General features: G+C 70.3%; 15 protein-coding genes and 1 pseudogene. 9 read left to right on the top strand and 7 right to left on the bottom strand.

What is annotated here, in order from left to right; translation table 11 throughout:
- The 4 genes from QE410_RS15780 to QE410_RS15765 are packed head-to-tail and all read right to left on the bottom strand — an operon-like array spanning position 1 to position 4,172.
- A complete protein-coding gene (locus QE410_RS15780; RefSeq protein WP_307333747.1) occupies positions 1–897 on the bottom strand; it encodes a carbohydrate ABC transporter permease in 897 nt (298 codons plus the stop codon).
- Positions 894–1,862: a carbohydrate ABC transporter permease gene (locus QE410_RS15775; protein WP_307333745.1), complete on the bottom strand. Its 969-nt coding sequence runs from the start codon at positions 1,860–1,862 to the stop codon at positions 894–896. Before QE410_RS15775 ends, QE410_RS15780 begins: the two co-directional genes overlap by 4 nt.
- On the bottom strand, positions 1,859–3,133 hold the full coding sequence (locus QE410_RS15770; RefSeq protein ID WP_307333743.1) for an extracellular solute-binding protein: 1,275 nt from the start codon (positions 3,131–3,133) through the stop codon (positions 1,859–1,861). The genes QE410_RS15775 and QE410_RS15770 overlap by 4 nt, the downstream gene beginning before the upstream one ends.
- Before the next feature lie 13 nt (positions 3,134–3,146).
- Entirely contained in the window at positions 3,147–4,172 is a 1,026-nt protein-coding gene (locus QE410_RS15765; protein WP_307333741.1) for a PfkB family carbohydrate kinase, read from the bottom strand.
- 131 nt (positions 4,173–4,303) lie between these two features.
- Here QE410_RS15765 and QE410_RS15760 point away from each other — a divergent pair, with 131 nt between their 5' ends.
- From QE410_RS15760 to QE410_RS15735, 6 genes and pseudogenes are all read left to right on the top strand, one after another.
- Positions 4,304–5,050: a DeoR/GlpR family DNA-binding transcription regulator gene (locus QE410_RS15760; RefSeq protein ID WP_307333739.1), complete on the top strand. Its 747-nt coding sequence runs from the start codon at positions 4,304–4,306 to the stop codon at positions 5,048–5,050.
- Positions 5,047–6,387 (top strand): 6-phospho-beta-glucosidase, encoded by a 1,341-nt coding sequence (locus tag QE410_RS15755; RefSeq protein WP_307333737.1) that lies wholly within the window; start codon positions 5,047–5,049, stop codon positions 6,385–6,387. The genes QE410_RS15760 and QE410_RS15755 overlap by 4 nt, the downstream gene beginning before the upstream one ends.
- Positions 6,388–6,558: 171 nt before the next feature.
- Positions 6,559–9,633 carry a glycoside hydrolase family 38 C-terminal domain-containing protein gene (locus QE410_RS15750; protein WP_307333735.1) on the top strand — a complete coding sequence of 1,025 codons (3,075 nt, stop codon included), beginning with the start codon at positions 6,559–6,561 and terminating at the stop codon, positions 9,631–9,633.
- Positions 9,630–10,898 carry a nitrate/nitrite transporter gene (locus tag QE410_RS15745; protein WP_307333733.1) on the top strand — a complete coding sequence of 423 codons (1,269 nt, stop codon included), beginning with the start codon at positions 9,630–9,632 and terminating at the stop codon, positions 10,896–10,898. Before QE410_RS15750 ends, QE410_RS15745 begins: the two co-directional genes overlap by 4 nt.
- Before the next feature lie 85 nt (positions 10,899–10,983).
- Positions 10,984–11,790, top strand: a pseudogene (locus QE410_RS15740) (MFS transporter); the annotation flags it as partial.
- 67 nt (positions 11,791–11,857) lie between these two features.
- Complete coding sequence (locus tag QE410_RS15735; protein WP_307333731.1) at positions 11,858–12,238, top strand: hypothetical protein; 381 nt, start codon at positions 11,858–11,860, stop codon at positions 12,236–12,238.
- Positions 12,239–12,406: 168 nt separating this feature from the next.
- On the opposite strand, the gene QE410_RS15730 is transcribed toward QE410_RS15735, so the two are convergent.
- Together QE410_RS15730 and QE410_RS15725 are read right to left on the bottom strand one after the other, a co-directional pair.
- The gene (locus QE410_RS15730; protein ID WP_307333729.1) at positions 12,407–13,285 is read right to left on the bottom strand and encodes a helix-turn-helix transcriptional regulator; all 879 of its coding nucleotides are present in this window, start codon (positions 13,283–13,285) and stop codon (positions 12,407–12,409) included.
- 77 nt (positions 13,286–13,362) lie between these two features.
- On the bottom strand, positions 13,363–13,734 hold the full coding sequence (locus QE410_RS15725; RefSeq protein ID WP_058230596.1) for a hypothetical protein: 372 nt from the start codon (positions 13,732–13,734) through the stop codon (positions 13,363–13,365).
- A gap of 128 nt (positions 13,735–13,862) precedes the next feature.
- Here QE410_RS15725 and QE410_RS15720 point away from each other — a divergent pair, with 128 nt between their 5' ends.
- Positions 13,863–14,609: a DUF429 domain-containing protein gene (locus QE410_RS15720; RefSeq protein WP_307333727.1), complete on the top strand. Its 747-nt coding sequence runs from the start codon at positions 13,863–13,865 to the stop codon at positions 14,607–14,609.
- A gap of 180 nt (positions 14,610–14,789) precedes the next feature.
- Complete coding sequence (locus QE410_RS15715) at positions 14,790–15,452, top strand: VOC family protein (RefSeq protein ID WP_307333726.1); 663 nt, start codon at positions 14,790–14,792, stop codon at positions 15,450–15,452.
- A gap of 30 nt (positions 15,453–15,482) precedes the next feature.
- Here the strand turns inward: QE410_RS15715 and QE410_RS15710 are convergent, their stop codons facing one another.
- Positions 15,483–16,604, bottom strand: a complete 1,122-nt coding sequence (locus tag QE410_RS15710; RefSeq protein ID WP_307333724.1) for a hypothetical protein — start codon at positions 16,602–16,604, stop codon at positions 15,483–15,485.
- Positions 16,605–16,734: 130 nt separating this feature from the next.
- On the opposite strand from QE410_RS15710, the gene QE410_RS15705 reads away from it, so the two are divergent.
- Entirely contained in the window at positions 16,735–18,171 is a 1,437-nt protein-coding gene (locus tag QE410_RS15705) for a lipopolysaccharide assembly protein LapB (RefSeq protein WP_307333723.1), read from the top strand.
- The last annotated feature ends 4 nt before the right edge of the window (positions 18,172–18,175 follow it).

Raw genomic sequence — 18,175 nt, 5'->3', positions numbered from 1 at the left:
TCACTTGATCGCGCCCTTGGCGATGTCGCCGATGAACTGGCGGGCACCGATGAGGAAGACGATGAGCAGCGGCAGCACGGCGAGCAGAGCGCCGGCCATGACCATGCCGTAGTCCTGACCGAACGCGGTGTTCAGCTGCGCCATCGCCACCTGCAGCGTCACCTGGTTGGGGTTGGTCAGCACGACCAACGGCCACAGGTAGTCGTTCCACGCGGCGATGAAGGTGAAGATGCCGAGGAAGCCCAAGCCCGGACGGATCAGCGGCAGACACACCGTGAACCACTGGCGGAAGAAGCCCGCACCGTCGAGCACCGAGGCATCCATGAGCTCGTCGGGGATGGATGCCACCATGTACTGCCGCAGCCAGAAGATGCCGAACGCGTTGGCCGCGGCGGGCACGATGAGCGCCTGCAGCTGGCCCACCCAGCCGAGGTTGGTCATGGTGATGAACTGCGGGATGACGGCCAGCTGCATCGGCAGCATGAAGGTCACGAGAGTGATCGTGAAGAGCGTCCGGCGCAGCGGAAACTCGAACTTCGCGAACGCGAAGGCGGCGAGCGAGTCGAACAGCAGCACCAGGAACGTCACGCTGCAGGCCACGATGACCGTGTTCAGCAGCGAGCCCGCGAAGTCGATGCGCGAGAAGACCGCGCCGATGTTGTCGAAGAGGCGCGGGCCGGGGACGAAGGTCGGCGGGGTCGTGTAGATGTCGCTCGTGGAGTTGCTGGCCATGACGACCAGCCAGTACAGCGGGAAGAGCGAGACGACCGCGCCGGCGGTGAGCACGCCGTACAGCAGCACGCGGCCGGGGGTCGCCTTGCGGCGGCGGCGCACGGGCACACCGGCGGTGGTGATGTGCTCGGTGACCGTGGCGGGCGGGGGCGTGGTGACGGTCATGCGCGGGCCTGGTCTTCCTTCTTGCCGGCGGTGAAGCGCCAGCTGATGATGGTGAAGATCACGACGATGAGGAACACGCCCCAGGCGATCGCGGCGCCATAGCCGAAGCGGTTGTAGCTGAAGGCCTGCTGGTAGAAGTACAGGACCATCGTCAGGCCGCCCTGACCTGCTCCGCCGCTGTTCGGGTTGGTGGTGCTGGAACTCGCCGTGAGCACCTGGGCCTCGGTGAAGCTCTGCATGCCGGTGACGGTCGAGACGACGAGCACGAAGATGATCGTGGGGCGCAGAAGCGGCAGCGTGATCGAGAAGAAGCTGCGGATAGGGCCGGCGCCGTCGAGCTTGGCGGCCTCGTAGACCTCGCCGCCGATGGACTGCATGCCGGCGAGGAAGATGATCGCGTTGTACCCGGTCCACTGGTACGTGATGAGGATCGAGATCGTCAATTGGATGCCGAAGGGCGTCGACAGCCACTGCACGCCGGGGAGTCCCAGTGAGTGCAGGGCGGCGTTGGCGAGACCGAAGTTCTCACCGAAGATCGAGCCGAACAGCACGGCCATCGCCACCACCGAGGTGATGTTGGGCACGAAGTAGGCGATGCGGAAAGCGGTGCTGAAGCGGACGGCGTTGTTGAGCATCGCGGCGACGGCCACAGCGATGATGAGCATCGGGAATGTCGACAGCACGAAGATCACGAACGTGTTGCGCACCGACAGCCAGAACGTCGGGTCGGTGAACAGGCGCGTGTAGTTGTCGATGCCCGTCCACTTGGCCGCCCCCAGGCCGTTCCAGTCCTGGAACGACAGCACGAGCGAGTAGGCCGTCGGGAAGAGGCCGAAGCCGAGGAACAGCAGGAAGAAGGGGGCGATGGCCACGTACATCGGCCAGTGCCGGATGAGGCCCCGGCCCCGGGGGCGCGCGCTGGGGCGCACCCCCGAGGCCGTCATGACGCGCGTGGCGGATGTCACTTAGAGCGCTCCCACACCTGCTGGGCGGCGGCCAGTGCGTCGTTCCACGCCTGCTTCGGGTCCTTGCCCTGCGACTGCACGTTCGTCAGCTCCGTGATGAAGGGAGCCTGCAGCTCGTTGTCGATCGGGCTGGTGTAGCTGATCGGCATGTTCTCGGAGGCCGTCTTGAAGACGTCGGTGGTCACCTGGCCGCCGAAGAACGGGTCGGGCTGCTGCAGCGCAGGCTGGCTCAGTGCCGCGGTCGAGGACGGGAAGTTGCCCACTTCGGTGTACGTGGTGGCCTGGTTTTCGGCATCCAGGAGGTATTCGACGATCTTCACCGCCTCTTCCGTGTTGCCCGTCGAGGCCGGGATCGTCAGGAACGAGCCGCCGATGTTCGCGGGGCCACCGGGCATCGCGGTGACGTTCCACTTGCCGGAGGTGTCGGGCGCGTTGCTCTTCATATCGCCCTGGTACCACGCGGCGCCGAGGAGCGTCGGCAGAGATCCATTGTTCACCGCGGCGGCCCAGTCGGGGCTGCCGTCCTGGATGCCGGCGACGAGGCCGCGCTCATTGGCCTCGATCGCGGTGTCCCAGGCCTTCTTGACCTGGGCGCTGTCGCCGAGGAACTCGCCGTCCTGCGACACCATCTTCGTCTCGCCCTGGCCCATGACCTTCGTGAAGACGTCTTCCATCGACACCTCGAGGTAGGCGCCGGTGGCGGCCTTGAGCTTCTCACCGAAGGCGAAGTAGTCGTCCCAGGTCTTGGTGGCCGCGGCGACGGCGGCCGGATCGGTCGGAAGCCCGGCGGCGGCCAGCACGTCGGTGCGGTAATACAGCGCGGTGGGGCCGATGTCGGTGGGAAGGCCGATGAGCTTGCCGTCGGGGGTCGTGGCCTCGGCGAGCTTCCAGGCGGGGAAGTCGGCGAGCTTGTCGTCGATGCCGAGGGTCTTGAGGTCGGTGAAGAGGTCGGCCTGCTGCAGGAAGTACGGCATGTCCTCGCCCTTGATGCCGGTGATCGAGGGGATGCCGCTTCGGCCGGTGAAGACGGTGACGAGCTTCTGCTTCACGTCGTCGCCGATGGTGGTGACCTCGAGCTTGGCGTCGGGAAACTCGGTCTTGGCCGCGTCCACGACGCTCTCGCCGATGCCGCCGGGCCAGGTCCACAGGGTCAGGGGCCCGTCGGAGGAACCACCGGCACCGCCGGAGCAGGCCGAGAGGGAAACGGCGGCGACGGCGGCGACGGCGACGGTGCCGAGCGCGCGTCGGTGGCGCGGGGTGAGGGTGATCATGGGTGGTTCACTCCTAGATTCGGGTGCGGTGTGAGGACGGGGTGGGGCGGGGTGGGGCGGCGAAGGGCGATGCGCCGTCGTGCAGCGCGGCGCGGAGGAAGGCGAAGCGCGCCGGGTCGGCGGCCGCCGGGTGGGCGTCGAGCCAGGGGAGCAGCTCGTGGAGGCGGGGAGCGGCTGCCGCGCCGCCGGGACGCGACACCGTGATGGCCGCGACGAGGGTGGCGAACTCGACGCGTTCGCGAAGCGTCCACGTCGTCAGCTCGGCGGCGGCCAGCGCGCCGCCGAAGACGTCGCCGGCGCCGGTCGCGTCGACGAAGTCGATGGCGACGGCGCCGATCTCGACCTCGGTTCCGGTCGCCGCGTCGACGGCGATCACGCCGTGGCCGCCGCGGGTGACCACGGCCAGGGGTACGCGCTCGGCGAGAGCGCGGGCGGCCGCGCGGGCGTCGTCGGCGCGGGTGTACGCGCGGGCCTCGGCTTCGTTGGGCAGGAAGGCGTGGCATCCGTCGAGCACGTCGAGGGCTGCGGGATCCCAGTTGTCGTCGGCGTCCCAGCCGATATCGGCGAAGACCTTCGTGCCGGCGGCGGCGCGCTCGCGCACCCACTCCGACACCGAGTCGTCGATGTGCAGGGCCGCCACCGGGGTGACCGGTGCGTCGGCGAGCAGGGAGGCCAGCGGGGCGGCGGGGCGCCCGCCGGTGACGAGCGCGCGGTCGCCGTCGTAGTTCATCGCGGCGGTGACGGGCAGGGCCCAGTCGGAGACCTCGCGGATGCCGTCGGCGATGCCCTCGTCGGTGATCCGCTCTCTCACCAGGCGCGAGAGGGCGTCGGTGCCGGCGTCGGCGCAGAGCACCGTGTCGACGCCGAGGCGGGCGGCGGCGATCGCGTAGTTGGCGATGCCGCCGGGCCCCCAGCCGAACGCGGGGGTCCAGTGCTCCTCGCCGAGGCGCGGGGCTGCGGCCAGGTCGGCGAAGACCAGATCGAGGAAGAGCTGTCCCGCCGTCAGGAGGCGGGGGGTGGGGCGGGATGCAACCGTCATGAGCCCCTCCTCTCTGCGGTGACGACCGGGGGCGTTGCACCGTTTATAGCACCGAGCGATCAGGACCGCGCAAATTTTTGCGTGTAAACATTTTGTTACTGAGCGATTTTGAGCGCTATGGTGATCGCACCATGAAAGACGTCAGAGATCGCGAGATCCTCCAGCACCTGCGTTCCGCTCGGGCCGCCACGGTCGCCGAGCTCGCCGAAGCCACCGGTTCGAGCATCGCCACGATCCGTCGCGATCTGCAGCGCCTCGACGACGCGGGGCTGCTGCGCCGCACGCACGGCGGTGCGGTGATGAGCGAGGGCGACGCCCCGTTCGCCACCGTCGAGCCGGTCAACCGCGAGGGCAAGGAGCGCATCGCCCAGGCCGCGGCCGCGACCATCAACGACGGTCAGGCCGTCATCCTCGACGTGGGAACGACGACGCTGCAGCTCGCCCGCCTTCTGCGCGGCCGCGCGGTGACCGTCATCACGAACAACCTCGCCATCTACGACGTGCTGCGCGACGAGCGCGAGACGCACCTGGTGCTGCTCCCCGGCGATTACGACCCGGTGTATCGCAGCGTCTCCGGCCACCTCACGACCGAATCGCTGCGCCTCATCCGCGCCGATCACGCCTTCCTCGGCGTCAGCGGCATGTCGCCGCAGGGCGATCTGCGCGACACCACCCTCGCCCAAGTGCCGATCAAGCAGGCCATGCTCGCCGCGTGCGACGCGGCGACGGTGCTCGCCGACCACAGCAAGTTTCCCGGCACCGGCGCCGGGCGTATCGCCCTGCCCCTCGCCCTGCGGCGGCTCATCACCGATGCGCCGCTCGAGGGCCCGATCGTCGAGTCCCTGGGCCGACGGAATGTCGAGATTGTGACCGCATGAAGCTTGCCATGATCGGTGGCGGAGGATTCCGCACCCCTCTGGTCTACCGAGCCCTCCTCCTGGACCGCGACCCGGGCCGGGTCGATGAGGTCGCCCTCATCGACACCGACGGCACGCGGCTGCGCACGATGGCCCGCATCCTCGAGGATCAGGCGCGGGACTTCCCCGACGCGCCGCGCGTGAGCGTGCACACGGATGCCGAAGAGGGACTGCGCGGCGCCGACTTCGTGTTCTCCGCCATCCGCGTCGGCGGCATGGCGGGTCGGGCGACCGACGAGCGCATCGGCCTGTCGCACGGGGTCATCGGCCAGGAGACCGTCGGGTTCGGCGGCATCTCCTATGCGCTGCGCACCCTCCCGGTGGCCATGCAGCTCGCCGAGCTCATCCAGCGGGTCGCCCCCGACGCCTGGGTCATCAACTTCACCAATCCCGCCGGCGTCGTCACCGAGGCCATGGGCCGCGTGCTCGGCAAGCGCGTCATCGGCATCTGCGACTCGCCGATCGGCCTCGCCCGTCGTGCGCTCGGAGCCCTCGGCATCCGTGATTCGGCCGACGTCGAGATCGAGTACGCAGGCCTCAACCACCTCGGTTGGCTCACGGCCCTCCGCCGTGACGGCGTCGACCTGCTGCCGGAGCTGCTCGCCTCGCCCGAGCGCATCGAGTCGTTCGAAGAGGGGGCGCTGTTCGGCGCCGACTGGATCCAGACGCTCGGCGCCCTGCCCAACGAATACCTGCACTACTACTCGTACCGCCGCGACGTGCTGCAGGCCGACCAGTACGCCGCGACCACCCGCGGGCGGTATCTGCTCGACCAGCAGGCCGGCTTCTGGGACACGGCTGCGACCGCACCCCGCCCGCACGCGGCCTGGGAGGCCTGCCGCCACGAGCGCGAGGTCACCTACATGGCGACCAACCGCGACTCCGCCGGTATGGGCGACCGCGATGAAGAAGACCTCGTCTCCGGCGGGTACGAGAACGTCGCGATCGCCCTCATGCGCGCGATCGCCTACGATCAGTCGGCCCGTCTCATCCTCAACGTCCCCAGTGGCGGTGTGCTCGCCGGCCTCGACAGCGAGGCCGTGGTCGAGGTGCCGTGCATCGTCGGTGCCGACGGCCCGCGCCCCATCGAGAGCGCGGCCGTCCCCGCCTTCGGGCTCGGCCTCGTCACCACGGTGAAATACGTCGAGCGGCAGACCATCGAGGCCGCGCTCGGCGGCTCGCGCGCCGCGGCCCTCCGCGCCCTCGCCCACCACCCGCTCATCGACTCGGTGCGCGTGGCCCGCGCCCTGCTGGACGACGCCGGCTCCAGCTTCGCCGACCTGTCGTACCTCCGCTGAACCCGGGGGTGCGGCGTCGGCCCGAACGGCACCGCACCCCCGCACCACGCCACACCCTCCCCGCACCCCGTGTCGCGCGGATCCCGACCCCCGCCGCGGCCCCCGACCCGCTCGGCGCGAGACCCGAACCCGCGCCCCCGAAACCCGCGTAGCCCCGAACCGGAGACCACCGTGCACCAGAACCTCACCCTCGTCGAAGAGCGCATCCACCGCGTCCTCACCGAGCGCATCGTCCCCGCCGTGTACTCGGCTCGCGTCCCCGTCGCGCTGAAAGCCTGGATGGTGCCCGACGAGCCCGTCCCGGCATCCGAGGCCCTCGCCGCCGAGTACACGCCCTTCGCCGTGGGTGACAGCTGGGGCCGCGCCTGGTCGACGTGGTGGTTCGAGGTCACCGGCGAGATCCCGACCGACTGGGCCGGCCGCACGGTCGAGCTGCTGCTCGACCCGGGCTTCCAGGGCGACTGGCCCGGCAACCAGGCCGAGGCGCTCGTGCACACCGCTGACGGCGTGCAGGTGAAGGGCATCCACCCCCGCAACCACTACGTGCGCCTGACCGAAGAAGCCGCCGGCGGCGAGCCCGTGCACTTCTTCGTCGAGGCCGCGGCCAACCCCGACATCCTGGTCAACGACTTCATCCCGACGAAATTCGGCTCGAAGAAGACCGCGCCCGAGAAGCCGATCTACACCTTCCGCACCGCCGAGCTCGCCGTGTTCGAGCCCGAGGTGTGGGCGCTGCAGTTCGACGTCGAGGTGCTCTACCAGCTCATGAAGGAGCTGCCCGAGACCGAGCCCCGCCGGCACGAGGTGATGCGGGCACTCGAGCGGGCGCTGAACGTGCTGCGCCTCGACGACATCGTCGGTACCGCCGCCGGCGCGCGGGCCGAGCTGGTCGACGTGCTCTCGCGCCCGGCATCCGCCTCGGCCCACCGCCTCTCGGGCATCGGTCACGCGCACATCGACACCGCGTGGCTCTGGCCCATCCGCGAGACCAAGCGCAAGACCGCCCGCACGTTCTCGAACGTGCTCGCCCTCGCCGAGCAGTACCCCGACTTCCGCTTCGCCGCGTCGTCGGCGCAGCAGTACGCGTGGGTCAAGGAGCGCTACCCGCACGTGTGGGAGGGCATCAAGGCCGCGATCGCCGCGGGCCAGTGGATCGTCGTCGGTTCGCAGTGGGTCGAGCCCGACGGCAACCTGCCCAGCGGCGAGGCGATGGTGCGCCAGATCACGCAGGGCATGCGCTTCTTCCGCGACGAGCTCGGCGTCGAGACGCACGGCATCTGGCTGCCCGATTCGTTCGGGTACACCGCCGCGTTCCCGCAGATCGCGAAGCTCGCCGGGCTCGACTGGTTCCTCACGCAGAAGATCTCGTGGAGCCAGACGAACAAGTTCCCCCACCACACCTTCTGGTGGGAGGGCATCGACGGCTCGCGCATCTTCACGCACTTCCCGCCGATCGACACCTACAACTCCACGCTCGAGGGCGAGGAGCTGCACCACGCCGTGCGTCAGTTCCGCGACAAGGGCAAGGCGACGACCTCGCTCGTGCCCTTCGGCTACGGCGACGGCGGCGGCGGACCCATCCGCGAGATGATGGAGCGCCAACGCCGCGTGGAGTCGCTCGAGGGTTCGCCCCGCGTCGAGATCGAGCACCCCGACGACTTCTTCGCCGCAGCGCAAGCCGAGTACACCGACGCCCCCGTGTGGGTGGGTGAGCTGTACCTGGAGCTGCACCGCGGCACCTTCACCTCGCACGCCCGCGAGAAGCGCGGCAACCGCGAGGCCGAGGGCCGTCTGCGCGAGGCCGAGCTGTGGTGGACGGCCGCAGCCCTCAAGGGCGCCGAGTACCCCTACGACGCGCTCGACCGCCTGTGGCAGGGCGTGCTGCTGCAGCAGTTCCACGACATCCTCCCCGGCTCCTCCATCCAGTGGGTGCACGAGCAGAACGAAGAGGACTACGCCATCGCGCTCGCCGAGCTCGAGCGCTCGATCGCCGAGGCGCTGGAGGCCGCGGGCCTGTCCGCCGCGGTCGTGAACTCCGCTGACCACGCGCGCCGGTCTCTGGCCCTGGATGCCGAGGGCACCCCGCTCGCACTCGTCGAGACGCCGGCGCTGGGCGTGGCATCCCTCGTCCCCGTCGTTCCCGCGCACCCGGTGACCGCGCGCCACGACGGCGAGGCCATCGTGCTCGACAACGGCCTCGTCCGTGTGACGGTCGATGCCCGGGGCCTCGTCACCTCGATCGTCGACCTCGCCGAGAACCGCGAGCTCGTGCCCGCCGGCCGCGTCGCCAACCTGCTGCAGCTGCACCAGGACCTGCCGAACGCCTGGGACGCGTGGGACATCGACGCGCACTACCGCTACACCTTCGACGACCTGGATGCCGCCGACGCGGTCGAGCTGGTCATCGACGGCGATCTGCGCGCCCGGGTCGTCGTGACCCGCACGTTCGGCACGTCGCACCTGACGCAGACCATCGCGGTGAACGCCGACGACGTGCGCGCGCACTTCACGGTCGACCTCGACTGGAACGAACGCGAGAAGCTGCTGAAGGCGTCGCTGCCGTTCGTCGTGCACGCGCACCACCACAGCGCCGAGATCCAGTACGGGCACGTGCGCCGCGCGACCCACACGAACACCTCGTGGGAAGACGCCAAGTTCGAGGTCATGGCGCACCGCTGGGTGCACGTCGAGGAGCCCGGTTACGGCATCGGCGTGACCAACGACGCCACCTACGGCCACGACATCACCCGCACGGTCGGTGCGTCGGGGGAGGTCGAGACCGAGGTGCGCCTGAGCCTGGTGCGCGCCGCGAACTCGCCCGACCCGATCCAGGATGCCGGCCACCACGTGTTCCGCTACGCCGTGCACCCGGGTGCCGACATCGCCGCGGTCGTGGCTTCCGGTTACGAACAGAACCTGCCGCTGCGTCGCCCCGCGGCCGAGGGCACCGTCGAGCCGTGGAGCGTCGTGCGCTCGACGGACGAGGGCGTGCGCGTCGAGGCCGTGAAGCTCGCCGACGACCGCTCGGGCGACGTGATCGTGCGCGTGTACGAGGCGCTCGGTCGTCGTGCCTCGACGCTCCTCGTCCCCGGCTTCGACGTCGCGTCGGTCGAGGAGGTCGACCTGCTCGAGCGTGCGCTCCGCGACGACATGGCGCGTTCCCGGCACATCGCGCACGAGGGCGACGCGATCGCCCTGGAGCTGCGGCCGTTCCAGGTCGTCACCCTTCGGTTGACGCGCGGATGACGGCCGCCATCCCGGTCGTCCCGCGGTCGTCCGTGCCGCCCTTCGGGTTCGGTGCCGTCGCCGCGTGGACGGTCGGGATCGTCGCCTACGTCGTGTCGATCGTGAATCGCACGTCTCTTTCCGCCCTGGGCATCGAGACGGCCGACCGGTTCGCGATCACCGCGGCGACGCTGTCGCTGCTCGCGGTCGTGCAGCTCGGCGTGTACGGCGCACTGCAGCTGCCCGTGGGTCTGCTGCTCGACCGGTTCGGCGCGGGAACCGTGCTGACGGCCGGCATGGCCGTGATGGCTGCGGCCCAGGTGCTGCTCGCCGTCGCCCCCGACGTCGGTGTCGCCATCGCCGCGCGTCTGCTCATGGGCGCCGGCGAGGCCGCCATCTTCCCCGGTGTGCTGCGCGTCATTGGCATGCGCTTCCCGCGGCGACTCGCGCCGACCGCGGTGCAGGTGACCGGCCTCCTCGGCCAGTTCGGACAGATCATCAGCGTCGTGCCCTTCGCGGCCCTCGTCGGATTCTCGGGCTGGACGGCCGCCTTCCTTTCGCTCGGTGGGCTCACGGCGCTGACGGCGGTGCTGGTCGCGGTGGCCGTGCGCGAACGCCGGCCCGCGGTCGTCGAGCGCACCTCGGTGGTGCGCGCGGTGCGCGAGGCGTGGCGGTCGCCGGGAACCCGCCTGGCGTTCTGGGTGCACTTCGTCACGTCGTTCTCGGGAAACGCCTTCGGGGCCATTCTCTGGGGCTTCCCGTTCCTCACCGCCGGGCAGGGAGTGGATGCCGGCACCGCCGGCGCCCTGTTCTCGGTCTACGTCGTGGGCGGCATCGTCCTCGGGCCGCTGGTCGGCGCGGCGTCGGGACGCTTCCCCCACGCGCGCACGCCGCTGGTGGTCGGCGTCGTCGGAGTGCAGGCGGCGTCGTGGGCGTCGGTGCTGGCGTTCCCCGCTGGCGCGCCGCTGGCGCTCCTGGTCGTGCTGGCCCTCGCCATGTGCGCGGGGGGTCCGGCCTCGATGGTCGCCTTCGACATCGTGCGCGACCACAACCCGCGCGAACGGCTCAGCACCGCCTCGGGCGTGGTCAACGGGGCGGGCTTCTCGTCGAGCATCCTGGTCATCTTGGCGATCGGGGCCGCGCTCACCCTGCAGGCGGGTGGGGCGGAGTACTCGCCCGCCGCCTTCCGGCTGGCCGAGCTCGTGCAGGTGCCGTTCTGGGTTGTCGGGCTGCTGTTGGTGTGGCGGGCGCAGCGGGCGGTGTCGCGGGCCTCGCGCGCCGGTTGAGGACGGCGCGCGGAGACTCGCATGCTCGGGTGCCGACGAGCGGGCGCGCCGAAGTTGCCGTGGGCCCCGCCGGACGATCGGTCGGATGCCGCGGACGAACGGCCCGGCGCGCACCGAGGGGTCGCGCGACGATCGGAAGATGACCACCACCGCCCCCGTTCCCACGCCCGTCACCGGTCCGTCCGTCCTGCGGTACGGCGGCCTCATCGTCGTGATGTTGCTGAGTTTTCTGCTGGTCACCGCCGAGTTCCTGCCGAACGGGGTGCTCACCGAGATGGCTTCGTCGCTCGGTGTCACTCCGGGCCAGGCGGGCCAGACGGTCGCCGTCACCGCACTGGCGGGCCTGCTCTTCGCCCCCACCGTCGGACTGCTGCTCCCCCGCCTCGACCGCCGCACGCTGCTGGTCGGCGCGGCCGCTGCGGCGACTGTGTCGAGTCTCGTGGTCGCCCTGGTGCCGAGTCTGCCGGCGATCCTCGTCGCGCGGTTCCTGCTGGGAGCCGCGATCAGCGCCTTCTGGTCCATGTCGATCACGGTCGCCGCGCGACTGGCGAGTCCCGACCGCATCGGGCGCGCCGTCATGTTCGGCTCCGCCGGCGTCTCCCTGGCGACGGTGGCCGGAGTTCCCCTCGGGGTCGCGTTGAGCGAGGTGCTCGATTGGCGCTCCGTCTTCCTGCTCGTCGCCGCCTTGACGGCCGCCATCGGCATCGCGGTGCGCGTCGCGCTTCCGCCCGTTCCGCCGGCCGCCGCGTCGAGCATCGGCATCCTGATCGACACCCTCCGGCGCCCCGGGGTGGGCAGCGGCATGATCGGTCACGTCCTGGTCGTGCTGGGCCACTTCGTGGCGTACACCTACATCCGCCTCTCGCTCGAACGCATCTCCGATGTCGACGCGGGCACGATCGTGCTGATGCTCGCGCTGTTCGGCGCCGGCGGCCTCGTCGGCAACATCCTGGTGTGGGATGATCGTCGACCGCGCATTCGCGCGTCTCGCCGTGGGAGGGCCACTCGTCATCGCCGTCGCGATCGCGATCGTCCTGCTGCTCCCGGGGGCGGTGACGCTCGTCGCGGCCGCCGTGGCGGTGTGGGGCTTCTTCTTCGCGTCGTGGCTGATCATCGTCAACACCTGGGTCGGCCACCGCATGCCCGACCGGCTCGAGGCCGGCGGCAGCCTCATGGTCACCGGGTTCCAGCTCGGCATCGTGATCGCGGCGAGCGTCGGCGGCATCCTGGTCGATGCGACGAGCGTCATGACGGTGGATGCCATCGGCATCGCGCTCCTGGTCGTCGGGGCTCTGCTGTTCGGGTTGTCGCTGCGTGCCCCGCGTCCCGCGCGGGCTTGAGCGGAGCCCACGGGTTCGGGGCGGATCCCGCCGTTCGGGGCAGGAATTTCTCGCCCCGATCGGCCAAATCCGCCCCAAACCGTGCGCTCGCCGCCGCGCCCCCCTCGCGCCGCGCCCGGGGCAAGGCGCGGCGTCGCTCCGGCACCGCGAATCCGCGCCGGAGAAGCGTCAGCCGACGAGCGCCCGCCGACCGGCTCGCCACGCCGACGGCGCCACGCCGGTGTGCCGGCGGAAGGCACGCCGGAAGCCTTCGTCGGAGGCGTAGCCGAGCGCGCGCGACGTCTCCGACACCGGCGTCCCGGCATCCAGCAGCTGCTTCGCCCGGCGCATGCGCACCTCGGTCACGTGCGCCGCGGGCGACGTGCCGAAGACCTCGCGGAACCGTGCCGCGAAGACCGAACGCGACATCGCTCCCAGCGCCGCAAGCTGGTCGATGCTCCACTCGCGTCCGGGATCCGCGTCGACCGCGGCGACGACACGAGAGAGGAACGGGTCGTCGCTGCGCGGAGGCCACGTCGCGTCGCCGTCGCTTGAGGCCCACAGGCGCAGGGCCGTCAGCAGCACGGTCGTGACCATGAGCTTGCAGATGGTGTCGTCACCGGTGCGCCCGCCGGTGTCGTGAGGGATGCCGAGGTGCGCGGCGAGTCCCGCGGCGGCGGGCTCCGCGTGCGCGAAGCCGCTGACGAACACCAGCGGCGGCAGCGCTCGCGTCTCGGCCGTCGGGGTCAGTTCGAGCGGGACGACGGTGACCTCGGCCCCCGACCGGGAAGCGAGGGCGAGGTCGTGGCATCCGAGCGACAGGAAGGCGTCGCCGGCGAGCAGCGTGCGCCCGCCGTCGACGGTGGTCGCCGTGCCCGCCGCCGCGTCGACCGTGCAGGCCGAGCGGTGGGTGGCCCCCGTGAGCTCGCCCGCCCGCACGTAGACGAGCGCGGCCGCCCCACGCGGCAGGGTGAGGCGTTCGCCGACGGTCAACTGCTGCTGCCACCCGCGGCCGGGATGCACGTCGATCGTCGACAGGGCGCGTTCGAGAGCGGGCTCCGGCGTCATGTCACCGCGAACCGCGACGGCCCGGGCGATATTCCGCGACGCGCGGCGGCTCACCCGTGCCGTCACCCGGGGCCGCCTCAGTTCAGAAGTTCCAGCCCGCTGAAGAAGCCGATCGAGATCGACAGCAGCCCCGCCGCGACGCCCGCGATGAATCCGGCCGCGGCGAGCTCGCGCGCCATGCGGGCGTTCAGACTCAGGATGCCGCACACGAACGACACTCCCGCGAGCACCCACATGCCGATCTGGATCCACGCCAGGTTGTCGAGCTCCGAGATGGTGCTGGCCGTGACGACGAAGAGGTACCACGCGATGACGACCACGCCCGTGACGATCGCGACCACGGAGGCCACGCGCAGGTCGCCCTTGGGTGTCGGGGGCGGGGGCGGTTCGTCGCGCGGCGGCACGTCGATCGCCGGTTCCAGCGAATCGGGAAGATCGTCGTCTGCCATGCCCCGATCCTCCCAGGTCGCGCGGCCGATCGGGGGGTGTGTTGCCGACGGGCGCGGGCTGTGCAGCGGGTGCCTCCCCTCAGCCTCGCCCCCGCCCGTGCCCGCCCCGCCCGCCTAAGCTCCTCACGATGAGAACCATCGGAGTCGACCTCGCCGCCGCCGTCCCCGGCACCGCGCTCGCCGAGATCGACTGGGCCCACGGCGTCGCCCACCTGACGCGGCTCGAGATCGGGATCCAGGATGCCGACATCGTGGCATCCGTCTCCTCCGGCGACGCGTGGCTCGGTGTGGACTGTCCGCTGGGGTGGCCCGACGCCTTCGTCGACTTCATCCGGGCTCACCACGTCGAGCCATCGCTCGGATCCGTCGACGGGGGCGCCGACTGGCGACGCACGCTCGTCTATCGCCACACCGACCACGTCGTGCGCGACCGCATCGGGCGCTGGCCGCTGAGCGTGTCGACCGACCGCCTCGGCGTGACGGCGTTGCGCGGGGCGGGACTGACGTCTCGTCTCGCCGAGGCCGGCTTCCCGGTCGACCGCGCGGCGGAAGGGCGCCTGTTCGAGGTCTACCCCGGCGGCTCGCTGCGGCTGTGGGGCTTCGACACGACGGGGTATCGAGTGGATGCCACGCGCCGCGCGACCCTGCTCGACTCCCTGCGCGAGCGGGCTCCATGGCTCGACCTCGGATCCTTCGGCCCCCTCGCCGTTGCGAAGGCCGACGCCTTCGACGCGGTCATCGCGGCGCTGTCGACGCGGGCCGGAGCGTTGCGGCTGTTCGAGCCCCCGGCATCCGGAATGCTCGGGGTCGCCCGGCGCGAGGGGTGGGTCGTGCTGCCGGAGGGTCCGCTCGAGGCGCTGATCGCGGCACGCTGAGGCCCGGCCGCTCCGGGACGCCCGCCCCTGAGCCGCTGATCGCGAGACCGCGTCTCGCCGACGCGTCGTGCGCACGTTGCAACCGTCCTCCGCCGTCTCGCACACGGCATGCACACGAGCGAACCGGTCCAGCCGCAAGGCTGCTTGCGCTTGCACCCGGAATGGCCTCTCATGGTCGACATGACCGAGGACGCGCAGACGATCAGCTCGAAGCAGTTCCACGACGCGGCCGGAGTGGCCGACTGGCGGGTCGTCAGTTCCGGTGTGCAGGCGGTCTTCCGTGCATCGTCGCTCCGTCACGCGGCGAGTCTCGTGGAGCCCGCATCCGCAGCGGCGGAGGAGCACGGCATCCTGCCCGACATCGACGTGCGGCCCGAGGCGGTCGTCGTGCGGGTGCCCCTGTGGGCGACGGGTGGGATCGCGCCCGCGGCTCCTCTCTTCGCGGCCGCGGTGTCGCAGGCGGCCGGCCGGCTCGGACTCCGCGCCGACCCCACCGCGGTACAGTCGCTGAGCATCTACGTCGCGCAGCACTCCGAGGCCGACGTGCGGCCGTTCTTCCTCGCCGTGCTCGGCTACGACCCCGTCGGCGAGACGGATGCCGTCGACCCCCTGCGCATCGCGCCCGATCTCGCGTTCAATCCCCTCACCGGCGACCGGCCGAAGCGCGGGCGCACCCACCTCGACGTGTTCGTCCCCGCCTCCGACGCGCAGGGACGAGTGGATGCTGCGCTCGCCGAGGGCGGACGCCTGGTCGACGACTCGCAGGCGCCGGCGTACTGGAGCATCGCCTCGCCCGACAACCACGGCGTCGACATCGCGTCGTGGCTGGACACGGATGGGTGAGCGGTGCGCGATCGGGTGCTCGGCGCGTGTTCACTCCACCAGGGCGGTGAAAGCGTCGAAGCTCAGCACGCCCGTGGCGAGGAAGAACGGCGCGGGCGGCGGCGGCCGGCGCCCGCGGCGTAGTCGGGTCTGGGCGAGTTCGAGCCACGATCGACGACGGCGTGTGCCGGTGACGAACACGGTGAGACGTCCCGCGGCATCGACGTGCGCGGCGGGATCGCACACTCCCGCGCCCATCCACGCCGGAACGTCCGGGGCGTCGGTGTCGAGGATCCTCTTGGGCTCGCTCCAGTCCGCCCTGTCGGGGGAGAGCCGCGGCGCCGACATCGCCCAGAGGCCCTGGGGCGGGTAGGGCCGAGTCCCGTGCAGGTTCCTGCCCCTCGCGAGGATCAACGACCACCGTTCGCCCGTGCGCGTGAGTGCCACATCGAAGAAGCCCTCCGTCGAGGTGGCGAAGACACGAGGTTCGCTCCAGTCGGTCACTCCGTCGGCGCTCGTCGCGCAGCGCAGCTCGTAATCGGGCTGCTCGCCGGGGGCCACCTCGTGCGGCGCCGCGAGGAACCACATCACGTGCCGTCCGGCGTCTCGCACGACGCGGGGCTCGAGCAGGCTGGGCCTGCCTCCCGCGCCGCGAAGGAGCGGGTCACTGGTTCGGCGCCAGCGGCCGTCGAGGCGTTCGAGCACGCCGATGGCGTATGAGCTCCCCGCTCCCACGTGACGTCGGCCGCTGCGACCGGCGTAGTAGATGCGCTCCGGGTGGGTGTCCGTCGCGGGCAGATACGAGGGGGTGTGCATACCGCCGCCGTCCCAGGCCGACCGCGGCGGGTCCGGCGCGAGAGCGGCGGCGCGACCGCGTCTGTCGGTCCGCACTCGCCAGGACGCCTCCGCGAGCGACCCGTCGATCGACCCGTCGGCGACGTAGAGCCGATTGCGGAAGCTCGAAGAGTAGCCGCCCAGGTAGAGGCTGCGCGCCTCGCGGGTGACGACGACGTCGCCGCTGCCCACGCCGAGGAGACCCCTTGGCATCGGGCCGTCGACCATGTCCCACAGCACGCGACTCGAGAACGGCTGCTTCACGGGGGCACTCTGCGCGCGCGGGTGCCAGAGCATGTCGACGTCGTCGACGTTGTCGGGAACGCGGCGAGATGACACCGAATGTCAAGAATCTCGGGCATTACGCGCACCCTCAGGGCCTCTTTGTCGTGACACTTTCTCGTCGAGCTGACGTCTCTTGCAAGTCGTTCGCGTCGCCGCGGGCGCGTTCGCGCGGTATGGTCACGCCGTGACCGACGTGCTTCCGCTCAACATCTTTCTTGCAACGCCGAGCGACGCCGATCGAGAACGCGACGTGTTCCGCCGGACAGTGGATGAGTGGAACGAGCGGCAATCGAGCGGTCGAGTACGCTTCAGCGTCGTTGGGTGGGAGAACAAGCGAGGAACGGCGCGACGCGCCCAAGCGGCCATCAATGAACTCATCAGCGAGTGCCACTTTCTGGTGGCTGTATTCAAGGAGCGTTGGGGTTCCGAGACAGGGAGTTCGTGGGGATACACGTCAGGTACCGAAGAGGAGATCTTCACGGGGTTGCTCGAGCTTGGACAAGCCGGCCAACCGATGCGCGACGTATGGATCGGATTCGTCGACAGCCCCGCTCCTGAACCCGCGGTGTCAACCTTCAAGGCGCAGATGATCGAGCTTCATTCAATGCTCTTCGAGTCAGTTGCCGACGCGCTCGATCTTGCCGACAAGATCTCGGCGCGACTGGACGGATGGGGTGCGGAATCAACTGTGAAGACTCCCCGTCACATCGAACTCGTGTCGTCAACCGGACGCGAGGTTCTTCGAGCAGCGAGACTCCGTATTGAAGGGGAGAAGCTCATAGAACTTGGACAAGCCGATGCGGGGAGCGCGAACCTGCGCCGCGCGGCGGCAATAGGCGGTCCAGTCGAGTTGCTCGCTCATGCGCGGCAACTCGCGCGAGAGGGTGATCTCGAGGAAGCGCACACCACCACGCAGGCCGCGATTGAGATGTCACAAACGAGCGGTTCAGGTCTCTTTTCGGCGGCGGCGGCCGAGGCATTTGCTGCTCAGGCCAGCGTGCTCAGGCGGCGCCGCGACCCGGTCGCCGCTATTGGTCGGCTTGAGCAGGCAATCACGCTAGTGACCGGCGACGATGCAGAGGCTCGGCGGGTTCGATGCCGGATCTTGGATGAGATCGGTCTCGCCTGCCAGGCGACAAACGATCTCTCGCGGTCGCGTGCGGTCTTCCTCGAAGCACTCGAGTTGCGACGTGCGGGTGGTCAGGCATCAGAGGTCGCTCAGTCGTTGACGAATCTCGCACGTCTGGCCGTGGATGAACACGATCTCGCGACAGCGAGAGGTTACGCCGACGAAGCGCTGTCGGCACTCGAGAACGTTGCCCCAACGGCGCTTCACGCCAACACCGCAATCCTTGTCGCACAAGTGCTGCTGCGGCAGGGTGAGGCGGCAGCCGCTATCGAGCATGCCAAGCGATCGCTCGCGCTGAATCGACAGTTCGGAAGTGCAAACGGCGAGGCGATCGCGTTACACGTTATGGCTCAGTGCTACCGCGCAACGGGTGACTTTGCTCACGCTACCCAGAGTGCCCAGGACTGCCTCGAGATCAATCTTCGGATTGGTAACACGAAGGGCGTCGAGAACGCTCGCTGGCAACTCGACGCAGCGCGAAACGGAGAGTAAGGGT

This window comes from Microbacterium sp. SORGH_AS_1204, from assembly GCF_030818935.1.
Lineage (GTDB): Bacteria > Actinomycetota > Actinomycetes > Actinomycetales > Microbacteriaceae > Microbacterium.
The sequence above is the reverse complement of the archived record's forward strand: the minus strand, read 5'-3'. Positions and strand labels throughout refer to the sequence as shown.